The sequence below is a fragment of the Xanthomonas sp. 3058 genome (assembly GCF_014199765.1).
In the GTDB taxonomy this organism is placed as follows: domain Bacteria; phylum Pseudomonadota; class Gammaproteobacteria; order Xanthomonadales; family Xanthomonadaceae; genus Xanthomonas; species Xanthomonas campestris_B.
In genome coordinates this window covers 44881-59446 of sequence record NZ_JACHOF010000007.1, presented here as the reverse complement: position 1 = coordinate 59446, position 14566 = coordinate 44881, and the positions used below count along the sequence as shown (strand labels likewise).

Sequence of the window (14566 nt, the reverse complement as noted above, 5' to 3'; positions counted from 1 at the left end):
GACTCTTCTGCGCCTTTGAGAACCACACAGCCGATGTCCAACGACGACTTCAAACAGGCCGCCCTCGACTATCACCGCCAGCAGCCGGCCGGCAAGATCAGGGTCTCCGCGACCAAGCCGATGCTGACCCAGCGCGATCTGTCGCTGGCGTATTCGCCGGGCGTGGCGTTCGCCTGCGAGGCGATCGTCGAAGAACCCACCCAGGCCAGCGAGCTCACCGCGCGCGGCAATCTGGTGGCGGTCATCACCAACGGCACCGCCGTGCTGGGCCTGGGCAACATCGGCCCGCTGGCGTCCAAGCCGGTGATGGAAGGCAAGGGCGTGCTGTTCCAGAAGTTCGCCGGCATCGACGTGTTCGACATCGAGATCAACGAGAACGACCCGGACAAGCTGGTGGACATCATCGCCAGCCTGGAGCCGACCTTCGGCGGCATCAACCTGGAAGACATCAAGGCGCCGGAGTGCTTCATCGTCGAGCGCAAGCTGCGCGAGCGCATGAACATTCCGGTGTTCCATGACGACCAGCACGGCACTGCGATCATCGTCGGCGCGGCCGTGCTCAACGCGCTGGTGGTCACCGGCAAGAAGATCGAAGAGGTCAAGCTGGCCACCACCGGCATGGGCGCGGCGGGCATTTCCTGCGTCAACATGCTGGTCTCGCTGGGCCTGAAGCCGGAGAACATCCTGGCGCTGGACCGCGACGGGGTGATCCACACCGGCCGCACCGACCTGGACCCGGACAAGCAGCGCTATGCGCGCGACACCGACAAGCGCACCCTGGCCGAAATCGTCGAAGGTGCCGATATCTTCCTCGGCCTGTCGGCGGCCGGCATCCTCAAGCCGGAAATGGTCGCCACGATGGCGCGCCAGCCGGTGATCTTCGCGCTGGCCAATCCCAACCCGGAGATCACCCCGGAAGCGGCCAAGGCGGTGCGCCCGGATTGCATCATCGGCACCGGCCGCTCGGACTATCCGAATCAGATCAACAACGTGCTGTGCTTCCCGTACCTGTTCCGCGGCGCGCTGGACGTGGGCGCCACCGGCATCAACGAGGAAATGAAGATCGCCTGCGTCAAGGCGATCGCGGCGATGGCGCGGCGCGAAGCCTCCGACCTGGGCGCAGCCTACGGTGGCGAGACCCCGAGCTTCGGCCCCGACTATCTGATTCCGCGTCCGTTGGACCCACGCCTGCTGGTGGAGTTGTCGTCGGCGGTGGCGCAGGCGGCGATGGATTCGGGCGTGGCCACGCGCCCGATCGACGACATGGAGGCCTACCGCGACAAGCTCGGCCAGTTCGTCTACCGCACCAGCCTGATGATGAAGCCGGTCTACGACCGCGCGCGCGCCGACAAGCAGCGCGTGGTGTATGCCGAAGGCGAAGAAGAAGTGGTGTTGCGCGCGGTGCAGAACGTGGTCGACGAAGGCCTGGCGTTCCCGATCCTGATCGGCCGTCCGGACGTCATCGAAGCGCGCATCGAGCGCATGGGCCTGCGCCTGACCGCCGGCGTGGACTTCGAGATCACCAACATCCTCGACGACCCCCGCTTCAACGAATACTGGCAGTACTACCACGCGCTCACCGAACGTCGCGGCGTGACCGTCACCGCCGCCAAGGAACTGATGCGCTCGCGTCCGACCCTGATCGCCGCGGTGATGGTGGCGCGCGGCGAAGCCGATGCGATGCTGTCCGGCGTGGTGGGCCGTTTCCACAAGAAGCTGGGCTACGCACGCAGCGTGATTCCGCTGGAACCGCGGGTGAGCTCCACCTCGGCGATGACCGGTGTAATCAACCAGCTGGGCGTGTTCTTCTTCCTGGACACGCATGTGCAGGAAGACCCCACCGTGGAGCAGGTGGTCGAAGCCACGTTGCAGGCCGCTTACCGCCTCAAGCTGTTCGGTATCGAGCCCAATATCGCGCTGCTGTCGCACTCCAACTTCGGCAGCCACGACTCGCGCGACGCGCTGAAGATGCGCCAGGTGCGCGAGGCGCTGCTCAAGCGCAAGCCCGAGCTCAACATCGATGGCGAGATGCAGGGCGATACCGCCTGGGACGAAGCGCTGCGCAAGCAGATCATGCCCAACAGCACGCTCAAGGGTCGCGCCAACCTGTTCGTGCTGCCGAACCTGGAAGCGGCCAACATCGCCTACAACCTGGTGCGCGTGTTCACCGACGGCGTGGCGATCGGCCCGATCCTGATGGGCATCTCCAAGCCGGTGCACATCCTCACCACCAGCGCCACCTCGCGCCGGGTGATGAACATGACCGCGATCGCTGCGGTGGATGCGCAGATCCGCCGCCAGCGCGATGCCGAAAAGAGCGCTGCCGAAAAGGCCGAGAAGGGCAACGGCTGAGATAGCCCTCGCGGGAAGGGCCACGCCAGAAGACGCGCTGGCTGATCAGGCAACGGCTATGGCGTGCAATGTCGTTGCCCTGACGCCCTTTGGTTGACCGGAAGATCAAATCGGCAATGGCAGTGCGTGGCCTGCCGGCACTGCCTGCAACGCTTGCAAGCCCCTCGCCCGTCCGGGTGAGGGTGCGGTTTTCCAGCATTCCCAAGTGAGAGCGCTCTAGCTGGTGGAGTGAGCGGCCATCGCGTGCGCCTGGATCGCAGCACAGCGCTCGCGCACAGGGCGCCGTGTTTCAAGAGGACGTCCAACAAGATCCGCGTCAACGCGCCGCACTTTCCGCACCCAGCAACTCAATCTCCGCCAGCTGGACCTTCGCAGGCGCGGTCAATCGCAACCGATACTCCGCATACCTGCCCGGCGCGGCAATACGGAACGGTCGCGTCTGCAGTGGCCAGTCGAACGCCTCGTCGCGGCGCTGATCGATCAGCGTCCACGCACCGCCAGACGCACGCGCTTCCAAGGTCCATCCACTTGCCGCAATCGCCGCATTGCCGCTGGTCAAGGTATAGAGCGTCGGCGTGCCATGGTCGAGGCCACTCAGCGTCAACGCGGATGCAGACGACACCGCCGCAACCGTCCCCGCATCGTCATCGTGCAACGCAGCCATATCGCTGCCATCGGCGAGCGCAATGCGCGCGGTGTCTCCGAGCACATCGCGCCAGGGAGCAGGGCGCTGACCAGGCGCGGTGAGCGACGGCGGTGCATCGTTCGGCCCGGTGCCCCAGCGCGAAGGCTCCGGGCCCATGACGAAATCCAGCGTTGCGCCCTTGGCGATGTCTGCATGCGGCAACCAGGTCTTGCGCCATGGTTTGCCGTTGAGCCTGAGCGACTGCACATACACGTTTTGCGGCGAGTTTTGTGGCGCATTGACCGTCAACATAGCGCCGCCGGGCAAGCGCACGCTGGCATGTTTGAACAGCGGTGAGCCGATCACATACTCCGGCGTGCCCATGCGCAACGGATACAGCCCCAGCGCCGCGAACAGATACCACGCCGACATCTCGCCGTTGTCTTCATCGCCGGGATAGCCCTGGCCGATGTCGCTACCCAGGTACAGGCGTGCGAGGATCTCGCGGGTGATACGTTGGGTTTTCCACGGCTGCCCGGCATACAGATACATCCATGGAATGTGGTGCGCCGGTTGGTTGCTGTGCGCGTACATGCCCATGCGCACATCGCGCGCTTCGGTCATCTCGTGGATGGTGTCGCCGTAGGAACCGGCGAACTTGGCTTCGGCGGTTTCCGGCGTGGCAAAGAAGGTATCCAGTTTGGCGGCCAACGCCGCGCGTCCGCCATACAGCGCGGCCAGCCCTTCGCCGTCGTGCGGTGCGGTGAATGCAAACGTCCAGCCGCTGGATTCGGTGTAGTCATTGCCCCATACGCGCGGGTCGTAGTGCGCCGCATCCACGCGCCAATCGCCGTTGGGTGTGCGGCCCTGAAAAAAGCCGATTGCCGGATCGAACAGCGCCGAATACCCGGCCGCGCGGTGACGGAAATACAGCGCTTCGGTTGCATAACGCGCGCGCGCTGCCGCCGTATTCGCCTGCCTGGACAGCGCATCGGCCATGTTGGCGATACCAAAATCGTTGAGCGCACCTTCCATCGACCACGACATGCCTTCATGCGTGTCGGTAGCGGCGTAACCACGAAAGGTCGAACGTGCCATGCCCTTGCGGCCGACGTGTCTGTCGGGCGCCACCACGGTGGCGTTCTTGAGCGCGGCAGCGTATGCCTCGGCGGGATCGAAACCCTGCACGCCCTTGAGCCAGGCATCGGCAAACGCAACATCGGAACTGGTGCCGACCATCAAATCTGCGTAGCCAGGCGAAGACCAGCGCGCCACCCAGCCGCCGGCCCGCGATTGCTCCAGAAAACCCTGTACCAGGCCGCCGGCAGCGTCGGGTGCGAACAGCGCATACGCCGGCCACGCGGTGCGGAAGGTATCCCACAGCCCATTGTTGAGATAGACCCGGCCATCGCGGATCGGGGCGAAACTGCGCACTGCGCTGCCGTCGATGTTGTCGTCGGACCAGCTGTTCTGGCTGGCGTAACGCCAGTCCGGCGCACTGGCGCTTCCGACATTTTCATGGCCGGAGTTGGGATACAGATGCAGTCGGTACAGATTGGAATACAGGGTGGTCTTCTGGTCGGTCGTGGCGTCGGGCACCTCGAAGCGCGCCAGCAACGCATCCCAGGCATCCTGCGCACGTGCAGCGATCTGCTCGAAGCTTGCCTGCGGTGCGATCTCCAGCGCCAGGTTGTGCCTGGCTTGATCGAGCGAAATCAGCGAGGTGGCAATGCGCATCTGCACCTGTCGCGTAGCGCCGGCCTCGAACTTGACCCAGCCGGTCGGCCGGCCCGTCTCGCTCAGGCCGCTGCGCTTCCAGGGTGTATCGAAGCTGGCATAGACATACATGCGCGTGGCTCCCGTGGACAGACCGCTGCGCACGTCGGTATAGCCGGAGAGCGTTTGCGTTGCCGCGTCCAGGTGCAACCCGCCGCGTGCATCCACGTTGTCGAACAGCAGATTGGCATCGCCCTGGGCGGGAAAACGAAAGCGGAACAGCGCCGCATGGTCGGTCGGCGCAATCTCGGCATGGATACCGTTGTCCAGCTGCACTGCATAGCGGTAAGGACGCGCGACTTCGTTGGCATGCGAGAACGCCAGCGCGCGCTTGTTGCGATCGGCTTGCGGCACGCCTGCACTCAGCGACGGCATCACCTGGAAGGTCTGCCGATCGCCCATCCACGGGCTGGGTTGGTGGCTGAGCGACAGCGCCTGCAGGCGTGGCCGATTGTCCGCGTCGTTCTGCTCGTTCCAGCGATACAGCCAGGTCAGCGTCCCCGCATCGGTCACCGGCGTCCAGAAGTTGAAGCCATGCGGCACCGCCGTTGCCGGGAAATTATTGCCGCGCGAAAACGTGCCGTTGGACTGCGTTCCACGCGTGGTCAGCACCCAATCCGATGGCCGCGCGGGAACCGCGCGCGGTACTTCGGCGATGGCGATGTCGTCGATCCAGCCAGCGCCAGTCGCGCCTGCCGGCGGTGCCACGTCCAGTTCGATCGCCACCACACGCCGCCCGCGCAATCCAGCCACATCGCCGAGTCGCACGACCTTGCGCGCCCATTGCTGTGGATACAGCGTCTTCGACGCGCCCTGCGCCCGCGCGCCGAGCGCAATGCCATGTTGATCCCGCGCAGTGCTGGCGGACACGCGCGTGCCGTCGTCCAGCAACAGATCCAGCGACACATAGGTCGAGGCCACATGATCGCTGCCCACACTTTCCGGCAACACCAGCCACGACAGCGTCGTATCGGCGCCGATCGCAATATCACGCATAAACAAGGTGCGTCGCCCGCCCGCACCATGGCTGTCATACCGCAACGCATGCGCACCGCTGTAGCCGGCGTTCGGTTTGGCCGCATAAGGCGTCGCCGGTCCGGTGCCGATCGCAATCCGTACATCGCCTGCCTCGGCGTTGACCGGCAACGGCTCGCCGTCTTCGAACGCGGTTGCGAACCCAGTTGCTGCAATCACCGGCAACGGTACGATGCCAGCCAGGGCAACAGCGATCGAGCGCAGCAGCCCAGGTTGGCGCAGCAGGACAATAGGCATGGTCACGTAGTGATGGCTCCTTGGCGGCGGACACGGCATGACGTTCGGTGGGTCACTGCATCGTCTTTCAGCTGAACCAGCCGGATGACGGAACGCCGTTTGCCCCGATGATAGGCGCGATGGTGGGGGCGCAGTGTCGTGCCCTGCAGCGACAGTGGCTGTTGGAGCGCATAGGCGGCCACCGCATCCGCAGACCACCTCGGCAACCTGACCGGCAACCAGTGAAACGATCGCCTGCGCCATCGCGCGCGGCGAGGTCAATGGGCCGATCACCACCCAGGCTGCTAGAATCCGCGCTCTGCCTTTGCCCCTTGATCGTGACGCCATGAGCCAGACCGCCACCGCGCCCGCCAATGCCGAATCGCGCTACACCGTGCACCGCAGCGATCTGCCGCTGAGCTGCCCGACCCCGCAGATGGCGTTGTGGAACTCGCATCCGCGGGTGTATCTGCCGATCGAAGACGAGCCCAACTGCGAAGCCAAGTGCCCGTATTGCGGCGCGTTGTTCGTACTCGCCGACTGATCCTGGCCGGATGCACCGCCTTACCGTGGTGCAACTGCTGCCGGCGCTGCAGTCCGGCGGCGTCGAGCGCTCCACCCTGGAAATCGCCGCTGCGCTGGTGCGCGCCGGCCACCGCGCGGTGGTCGTCTCGGCCGGCGGCCGCCTGGTGCAGCCGTTGCTGGAGGCGGGCGGCGAACATCTCACCCTGGAGATCGGGCGCAAGTCGCTGCTGACCTTGCGCCACGTGGTCGGCCTGCGCCGGTTGTTTGCCGAACTGGGCGCCGACATCGTGCATGCGCGCTCGCGCCTTCCCGCATGGTTGGGCTGGTACGCGCTGCGGGGTATGTCCGAGGCGACGCGTCCGCGCTTTGTCACGACCGTGCACGGGCTCAATTCGCCCAGTCGCTATAGCGCGGTGATGACCTACGGCGAGCGGGTGATCTGCGTCTCGCAGACAGTGCGCGAGTATGTGTGCACGCATTATCCGCAGACCGACCCCGCGCGCTTGCGCACGATCCCGCGCGGTGTCGATATCGTGCAGTTTCCGCGTCGTCCGCAGCCTGATAACCGCGCGCGCAAGTGGGCACAGACGCTGTTGCCCGGCCTGCCGGTCGACGCGCCGCTGTTGTTGTTGCCCGGTCGCGGCACGCGCCTGAAAGGGCATGCCGACGGCCTGCAATTGCTGGCCGATGTAAGGGCTGCCGGCGTGCCGGCCTGGCTGTGGTTGCCGGGCGCGCGCGAGCCGGGGCGCGAAGCCTATGTGCGCGAACTGGAGGCCGAGGCGGCCAGGCTGGGGGTGGCCGATGCGGTCGCGTTCACCGAGCCCACCGCACGCATCGCCGAGGCCTATGCAGCCAGCGATCTGGTGCTGCAGCTGTCGCGCAAACCCGAGGCCTTCGGCCGCACCGTGGTGGAGGCCTTGTCGGTGGGCCGGCCGGTACTGGGCTGGGCGCACGGCGGCGTCGGCGAACTGCTCGCCGAGTTGCAACCCGGCGGCGCCGTGCCGGCCTTCGATGCCAACGCCCTGCGCACGCAGGCGCTGGCCTTGCTGCAGCAGGCGCCGACACCGCCCGCCGTCCTCCCCTATACGTTGCAGGCCATGCAATCGGCCACCTTGAAGGTCTATGACGAACTCCGCCGCTGAGGCCATCCCGCACACGCCTGTGTTGACGCCCGATGCTGGTCGCTGGGCCCCGTTGTGGGTCATCCTGTTCGTGGCGCTATGGCCCACGCCCGGATTGGCTGAAACGGTGCTGTCGCTGGGTGCGGTATTCGCTGGATATCGCTTGCTGCATGCGCGGTTCCGCGGCGGCACACGCTTGCTTAGCAGCGCGGCCTGGGCGCTGACCAGCGTGTTGTTCATGGCCTATTGGTTGCCACAGATGCTGTCGGCGTTCGACGCGGTGGATGTCGGCCGCGCGTTGCGCAAATCGGCGACCGATCTGCGCTACCTGCCTTTCATGTGGTTGTGCGCGATTGCGGTCGCCAATCCGCAGCGCCGCCGCCGCACCTTCGCTGGTCTGGCGGTGATTGGCGGGGTGTGGACGCTGGATGCGTTGCTGCAGGCCGCATTCGGGAGCAGTCCGCTGTTCTTCGGGCTGGATCAGCTCAAGCAGCTGATCAGTGGCCATGGCCTGTGTACGCCGCAGGAGTTGGCGTTGGTGGACCGCCTCAGCGGCGTGCTGGGGCCGTGCAATCTCAAGTTCGGGCAGACCCTGGCCAGCCTGTCGCCGTTCCTGTTGCTGGCGCTCGGGCGGCGCAACGCCTGGGCCTGGGCAGGCGCGGCGGCGGCGGTCGGGGTGGTGCTGGTCTTGGCCGGCTCGCGCGCGTCGTGGATCACCTATGGCGTGATCGTGCTGCTGTCCGGCTGGCAGTTGCTGGGTGGCCGTCGTCTGCTGGGCGTGGCGCTGGTCGGCGCGCTCCTGGCCGTCGGCGTGGTCGCCGTGGCGCCGCAAGCGCGCGAGCGGGTCCAGCGCACCGCATTGGCCTTCGGCAATGGCGAACAAGGCGTGGATCAGGCCTTGTCCGGGCGTGCGCAGATCTGGGGCGCGGCGCTGTGCATGATTCGCGAACATCCGTTCAATGGAGTCGGTGCGCGCGGTTTCCGTCAGGCATATCCAGCCTGTAATCCGGCCCCCGGACAGGCACCTGCCTGGGGCGCCGGGCCGGCTTTCCATGCGCACCAGATCGTATTGGAAATCCTGGCCGAAACCGGCGTGATCGGTTTACTGCTGTGGCTGGCCGGTGCGGCGCAGGCCTGGCGTGCGTGGCGCTATTCCAGTGTGGCGGCACGCGAGCAGGCGCGGCCGGCGATGATCGCACTGGTCGCCACTGTGTTCCCGTTCAATACGCATCTGGCGTTCTATTCCAGCTTCTGGGGCGGCCTGAGCCTGATGCTGGCCGCGTTGTATGCCGGCGCCTTGCTCAACGACGATGCAGACCGGCTGCTGCCGCGATAACCCAGGTTGGCTCGAAGCGTGGCATCTGCGGATGCCTGCATCGCAGGCATCCAAACAACCGACATCACCGATAGAAATCGCTGCGCCCACCCGGCTGGCGTTTGAAGCGGCGATGGATCCACAGGTATTGGTCCGGCGCCTCGCGCACCATGTCCTCGATCGCTGCATTGACCTGCGTGGTATCGGCGATCACATCGTCTGATGGAATGCCTGCCAGCGGTGGTGCGATCTTGAGGATGTAGCGGCCGCCTTCGCGGCGATGGAAGTACGGCACCACCGCGCAACCGGTCAGCCGCGCCAGCTGATGGGTGGCGGTGATGGTGGAGGCCGGATGCCCGAAAAACGGCACGAACACGGTGTCCTTGCCGCGCATGTCCTGGTCCGGCGCGTACCACAGCAAGCCACCGCGCTTGAGATGCTTGATGGTGGCGCGCAGATCCTCGTTGGCGAACATGTGCGTGGCATAGCGCAAGCGGCCGCGCTTGACCGCCCATTCGAATACCGGGTTTCGGTGCTTGCGGTACATGCCGGCCAGCGGCACGTGATCGCACAGCAGCCGTCCGCACATTTCCAGCGTCATGAAGTGGCCGGACACCAGCAACACGCCGCGCTTTTGCTCCTGCAGCTGCTGCAGGTGTTCCAGGCCTTCGATCTGCACGCCGGGGCGAATGGCATCGATGCTGCCCCACCATGCACGCGCGAATTCGAACAGGCCCACGCCCAGCGCATCGAAACTATCGCGCAGCAGTCGCGCCCGCCAGGCATCGTCCTGCTCTGGAAAACACAGCTTGAGGTTGACCTCGGCCGCGCGCCGACGCGTGCCCGCCAGACGCATCGCGATCCACCCCACGCCACGGCCCAGCGCACGCTGCAGCATCCAGGGCAGGCGCCCGGCAAGCACCATGACCGCAAGACCCAGATACATGGGCCAGTGCCTGGGGTTGCGCAGGGAAGGGCGGACGGCGACGGTGGCGGATTCGGACATGCGTCAAGTCTAAGGGATCACGCACGCCGGGCAGCGTGCACATGCGCACGCTGCAACGCTCCCGTATCCTGCACCGATGCGGAAAGATCCGATCGAATGGCTGTTGCGCGGGCTGTACTCGGCGCTGTTGTACCTGTTGCTGCCGGTGACGGTGTACCACCTGGTGTGGCGCGGCTTCCGTGTACGCGAATACTTCAATCGCTGGAACGAGCGCTATGCGTCCTATCCGCATGCCCGCGGGCGTCCACGCGTATGGCTGCATGCGGTGTCGGTGGGCGAGGTCAACGCCGCCGCGCCGCTGGTCAATGCGCTGCGTGCGCAGCGCCCGGATATCCGCTGGGTCATCACCACCATCACGCCGACCGGTTCCGAGCGCGTGCGCGCGGTCTGGGGCGATGCGGTGGACCATGTCTATCTGCCCTACGACGTGCCCGGCAGCGTCGGTCGCTTCCTGGAGCACTTTCGCCCGCGTCTGGCGTTGATTCTGGAAACCGAACTGTGGCCGAACATGCTGTTTGGCTGCCGCGACCGCAAGATTCCGGTGTACATCCTCAATGCGCGTTTGTCGGCGCGGTCGCTGCGCGGTTACCGCGTGCTGGCGCCGCTGATCAGCCGCGCACTGCGTACCGTCACCTGCGTGGCGGCGCAGTCGCAGGACGACGCAGCGCGCTTCCTCACGCTGGGCGCGCGTCCCGATCAGGTGACCGCGCTGGGCAATCTGAAATTCGATATCGCCGCGCCGACGCAACTGCAGGCGTTGGTGACGCAGTTCCGCACCCATGTGCCGGTAACGCGACCGGTGTGGATCGCGGCCAGCACGCATGAAGGCGAAGAGTCGGCGGTGGCCGATCTCCATGCGCGCCTGCTGGTGCAGTTTCCCGATTTGCTGCTGTTGTGGGCGCCGCGTCACCCGGAGCGCTTTGCCAGGGTCGAAGCGCTGGCGCGCGAGCGCGGCTGGGCAGTGTCCACGCGCAAGACGCAGCAATGGCCGCAGGCACGCGACAAGGTGTTCGTGCTCGATACCCTGGGCGAGCTGATGAGCTTCTATGCCTGCGCGCAGGTCGCCTTCGTCGGCGGCAGCCTGCAGCCGATCGGCGGGCACAATCTGCTCGAACCGGCAGCGGTCGGAACGCCTGCAGTGACCGGCCCGCATCTGCATAATTTCTCGGAGATTTCGCGGCGCATGCGCGAAGCCGAGGCGGTGGCCATTTGCGAGGATGCCGATTGCGTGTATCACGATCTGGCGCGTCTGCTCGGCGACCCGGCGCAGCGCGAGGCGATGGCGGCCAACGGATTGGCGTTGGTTGCCAATGGCAAGGGGGCAGTGGCGCGCACGCTGGTGCAGATTGCGCCGGACCTGCCGCCAGTGGTCGACGACGGGGCTTCGTCCTGACGATGCCTTCGCGCAGTGCATCGTTGCATTGCGACCGTCACGCCATACATGCTTTCACGTCGCGGCCGTTTGCGCTGTTGTCGTGACGGGAGTCAGGCGCGGCGATGCACAACCCAATCATTGCACGCGGCGACCTCCACCCAGGGCACGCACAAAAAAGGCGGGCCTGTGCCCGCCTTCTTCTGCAGTGATGTCGCCGCCGGCTTTACTGCAGCGAGCCACTGCCCTGCAGCTTTGACTCGGCGTCCTGCGACAGCAGGCGGTTCACATCCTGCAGGTCGCTGATGTCGAGCTTGCCGATGGCCTGGCCCAGTAGCAGGCGGTTCTGCAGGAAGTTGTAGCGCGACTGCGCATAGTTCAGCTGCGCCTGGAACAGCGTGCGCTGATTCTGCACCACGTCCAGCACGGTGCGCGTACCGACTTCCAGACCTACCTGCGAGGCGTCGTATGCGGCCTGTGCGGAGACCACGGCCAGGCGGCGGGCTTCCACTTCGCTGATGCCGGCGACCACGGTCTGATAGGCATTGCGCGTATTGCGATCCAGCGCGCGCTTCTGCTGCTCGTAGGTGTCCTGCTGGATATCGCGCTGCGAAAGCGCCTGACGTACCGCCGACTGGGTGGCGCCGCCGGCAAAGATCGGAATCGACAGCGTGATGCCGATCGAGTCGGTATCGATGTCGCGGCCGTTGGTGGTGAAGTTGCCTGCCGCCTGATCGACCGTGCTGGCACCGCCCCAGCTATTGCTGCGGCCGACATTGGCACCAAGGTTCAAGGTCGGGTAATGGCCTGCACGTGCCGCATTGACCTGGGCCTCGGCGGCGCTGACCTGCAGCTGCTGCGCTTTCAGCGCCGGATTGTCGGCGATGGCGGTGGACACCAGCTGATCGACATTGGCGTAGGCGGCCGGCACTTCCGGACGGAATTCCTCCGGCAGCGCGCGCAAGCCGACCACCGGCTGGCCGGTCAGCTCGGTCAGCGCCTGGTAGTAATCCTTGAGCGTATTACGTGCGTTGATGGTGTCGGCACGCGCCTGGTCGTACTGGGCGCGGGCTTCGTGTACGTCGGTGATCGGGGCAAGACCCACTTCCAGGCGCTTGTCGGCGTAGTCGAACTGCTTCTTGGCCGCTGCCTCGTTGGTTTCTGCTGCCGCCAGCGATTCGATGCCCACCAATACCTGGAAATATGCAGCCGAGGTGCGGGTGATCAGGTCGTTGTTGGCCGATTCCAGGGTGAAGTCGGCGGCCTTGGCCACTTCGCGCTGCGCGCGCAGGTTGGCGAACTGGGCCCAGTTGAAGATGGTCTGGCTGCCCTGGATCGCGTAGGAGCGTTGCTTGGTGGTGGAGCGTCCGTCCACGCCTTCCAATTCACGGTGCGACTGGGTGAAACCGGCGCTGCCATCCAGTTGCGGCAACAACGCCGCGCGGGCCTGCACCTGGCCCTCCCGATTCGCCAGGCGGGTGGACTCGGCCACTGCTAGCTGCGGATCGCCGTTGCGGGCCATTTCGTAGACCTGCAGCAGGTCGGTGGCGTGCGCAGCCATTGGAGACAGGGCGGCGGCCAGGGCCAGAACGAGGGATCGGCGGATCATCGGGGAAGCTTCCTTGGGGATCAAAATTGGAATCGGGGCGTCGGTGCGGCGCCCTGGAGATAGGCGATGTCGGTTTCGAACAACGATTCGATGCGCGCGGCGTTGACTTCGCCACGGACCAGGACTGCTTCCATCACCGGTTCGTGACCGCGCACCACGAACAGCCGGCCGTTCGGGCGCAACCATTGCAGCCACTGCGTCGGCAGCGTATCGACCGCAGCGGTCACGCAGATGGCATCGAAACGGCGCTCGCTCTGCCAGCCGAACACGTCGGCGGTTTCGATGCGCACATTGCTGCCCAGGCCGGTACTGTCCAGATTGGCGCGTGCGGCCGTCGCCAGTGCCGGGTCGATCTCCAGGCTGACCACCTCGCGCGCCAGCGCGGCCAGGCAGGCGGTGGAATAGCCGCTGCCGGTGCCCACTTCCAGCACATCTTCGCCCGGCTGCAGATCCAGCGCCTGCAACATGCGGCCTTCCACGACCGGCTTCATCATCTTGTGGCCGGCCGACAGCGGGATCTCCACATCGACATAGGCCAGGGTCTTGTAGGCCTCCGGTACGAAGGCTTCGCGCGGCAGGCGCGCCAGCACGTCGAGCACGCGCAGGTCCAGCACGTCCCACGGCCGGATCTGCTGTTCGACCATCTTTTCGCGGGCCTGGGAGAAATCGATCGTCATGGTGCGGGTATCCAACGCGGTGGGGCAAACATTTTAGCGGTGCGCGGGGGCGCCTGGTGCATCTAGCATCGCTGCGCGGCGGCAACCGGCGCAGTGCCGGAAGTCATCGCCACCAAAGGCCGGGGGCGATCAGCGGGGCGCATAGGCCCTCAAGAAGAAGTCCACGCTGGCCTGGATGTGTGCATCCACCTGTGCGCGGGTGGGCTGACCATGCAGGCCGCACATCATCAGCGCGTGCAGCTCGCCCTTGAGCAGGCAGAAGAATTGCGAGGCGGCACGGGCCAGATCGGGGATCTCCAGCTGGCCATCGGCCACGCGCGCCGAAAGAAAGTCTGCGAGCGCCTGCTTGGTTCGCGTGGGTCCGGCGGCCCAATACATTTCGCGCACATGCACGTCGCCGGTCCCCGGCGCCATCATCATGCGGTGGGTGGCGATCGCCGAGTCGGTACTGACCATCGCGAAGAAGGCGTTGGCGATTTCGATCAACTGATCGCGGAGCGTTCCCTTGGGGGCGTGATCGAACAGGTCGTCCGGCATCATGTGCTGGCATTGCGCACGGATCGCCTCGGAAAACAGGCTCTCCTTGTCGCCAAAATGGCTGTAGACGGTCAGTTTGGATACGCCGGCCTGGGCCGCGATCCCATCCATGCTGACCCCCGCATAGCCTTGTTCCATGAACATGGTGCGGGCAGCGCCCAGGATGGCGGCACGTTTCCCAAGATCCTTGGGGCGCCCGGGACCGTTGCTCTTGGTTTTGGACGTGAGGGGGGGCGAACTGGACATGGCGCCAATACTAGACCATCGGGTTCTATATTTATACTCGGCTGCGATGAACGCATCAGGCCGGGGCCTGGAGGGGCGATTCGAGAGAGCGGCGAAGCGATGTGCCGTAGGCGTCGATGCATGGGGAATCGATGGCATCGCCGGCTGCGATCCG

10 protein-coding genes are annotated in these 14566 nt (G+C 65.7%); 5 read left to right on the top strand and 5 right to left on the bottom strand.

The window, feature by feature from the left end:
* The first annotated feature begins 33 nt into the window (after positions 1-33).
* Positions 34-2352 carry an NADP-dependent malic enzyme gene (locus GGR61_RS11190; protein WP_184621422.1) on the top strand — a complete coding sequence of 773 codons (2319 nt, stop codon included), beginning with the start codon at positions 34-36 and terminating at the stop codon, positions 2350-2352.
* Positions 2353-2668: 316 nt separating this feature from the next.
* On the opposite strand, the gene GGR61_RS11185 is transcribed toward GGR61_RS11190, so the two are convergent.
* Positions 2669-6031: a GH92 family glycosyl hydrolase gene (locus tag GGR61_RS11185; protein WP_184621421.1), complete on the bottom strand. Its 3363-nt coding sequence runs from the start codon at positions 6029-6031 to the stop codon at positions 2669-2671.
* Between the two features lie 319 nt (positions 6032-6350).
* Between GGR61_RS11185 and GGR61_RS11180 the strand changes: the two genes are divergently transcribed.
* The 3 genes from GGR61_RS11180 to GGR61_RS11170 are packed head-to-tail and all read left to right on the top strand — an operon-like array spanning position 6351 to position 8986.
* On the top strand, positions 6351-6548 hold the full coding sequence (locus GGR61_RS11180) for a zinc-finger domain-containing protein (protein WP_016902555.1): 198 nt from the start codon (positions 6351-6353) through the stop codon (positions 6546-6548).
* 10 nt (positions 6549-6558) lie between these two features.
* Positions 6559-7671 carry a glycosyltransferase family 4 protein gene (locus GGR61_RS11175; protein ID WP_184621420.1) on the top strand — a complete coding sequence of 371 codons (1113 nt, stop codon included), beginning with the start codon at positions 6559-6561 and terminating at the stop codon, positions 7669-7671.
* Positions 7652-8986: an O-antigen ligase gene (locus GGR61_RS11170; RefSeq protein ID WP_184407647.1), complete on the top strand. Its 1335-nt coding sequence runs from the start codon at positions 7652-7654 to the stop codon at positions 8984-8986. Before GGR61_RS11175 ends, GGR61_RS11170 begins: the two co-directional genes overlap by 20 nt.
* 64 nt (positions 8987-9050) lie before the next feature.
* On the opposite strand, the gene GGR61_RS11165 is transcribed toward GGR61_RS11170, so the two are convergent.
* Entirely contained in the window at positions 9051-9971 is a 921-nt protein-coding gene (locus GGR61_RS11165) for an LpxL/LpxP family Kdo(2)-lipid IV(A) lauroyl/palmitoleoyl acyltransferase (RefSeq protein ID WP_184621419.1), read from the bottom strand.
* Between the two features lie 76 nt (positions 9972-10047).
* Between GGR61_RS11165 and waaA the strand changes: the two genes are divergently transcribed.
* Positions 10048-11364, top strand: coding sequence for a lipid IV(A) 3-deoxy-D-manno-octulosonic acid transferase (waaA, locus tag GGR61_RS11160; RefSeq protein ID WP_184621418.1), 1317 nt, complete (start codon positions 10048-10050; stop codon positions 11362-11364).
* A 205-nt stretch (positions 11365-11569) separates the two neighbouring features.
* Here waaA and GGR61_RS11155 read toward each other — a convergent pair whose 3' ends face one another.
* The 3 genes from GGR61_RS11155 to GGR61_RS11145 form a co-directional block, all read right to left on the bottom strand.
* Positions 11570-12952, bottom strand: coding sequence for a TolC family outer membrane protein (locus GGR61_RS11155; RefSeq protein ID WP_184407644.1), 1383 nt, complete (start codon positions 12950-12952; stop codon positions 11570-11572).
* A 20-nt stretch (positions 12953-12972) separates the two neighbouring features.
* A complete protein-coding gene (locus tag GGR61_RS11150; protein ID WP_184621417.1) occupies positions 12973-13629 on the bottom strand; it encodes a protein-L-isoaspartate O-methyltransferase in 657 nt (218 codons plus the stop codon).
* 129 nt (positions 13630-13758) lie between these two features.
* The gene (locus GGR61_RS11145) at positions 13759-14412 is read right to left on the bottom strand and encodes a TetR/AcrR family transcriptional regulator (RefSeq protein ID WP_184407758.1); all 654 of its coding nucleotides are present in this window, start codon (positions 14410-14412) and stop codon (positions 13759-13761) included.
* Positions 14413-14566: the final 154 nt, after the last annotated feature.

Bases quoted from the DNA above. Each gene is read 5' to 3' on its own strand.
- GGR61_RS11190 (WP_184621422.1), top strand. From the start codon at position 34: ATGTCCAACGACGACTTCAAACAGGCCGCCCTCGACTATCACCGCCAG.
- GGR61_RS11175 (WP_184621420.1), top strand. From the start codon at position 6,559: ATGCACCGCCTTACCGTGGTGCAACTGCTGCCGGCGCTGCAGTCCGGC.
- GGR61_RS11145 (WP_184407758.1), bottom strand. From the start codon at position 14,412: ATGTCCAGTTCGCCCCCCCTCACGTCCAAAACCAAGAGCAACGGTCCC.
- GGR61_RS11180 (WP_016902555.1), top strand. From the start codon at position 6,351: ATGAGCCAGACCGCCACCGCGCCCGCCAATGCCGAATCGCGCTACACC.
- GGR61_RS11165 (WP_184621419.1), bottom strand. From the start codon at position 9,971: ATGTCCGAATCCGCCACCGTCGCCGTCCGCCCTTCCCTGCGCAACCCC.
- waaA (WP_184621418.1), top strand. From the start codon at position 10,048: ATGCGGAAAGATCCGATCGAATGGCTGTTGCGCGGGCTGTACTCGGCG.
- GGR61_RS11170 (WP_184407647.1), top strand. From the start codon at position 7,652: ATGACGAACTCCGCCGCTGAGGCCATCCCGCACACGCCTGTGTTGACG.
- GGR61_RS11155 (WP_184407644.1), bottom strand. From the start codon at position 12,952: ATGATCCGCCGATCCCTCGTTCTGGCCCTGGCCGCCGCCCTGTCTCCA.
- GGR61_RS11150 (WP_184621417.1), bottom strand. From the start codon at position 13,629: ATGACGATCGATTTCTCCCAGGCCCGCGAAAAGATGGTCGAACAGCAG.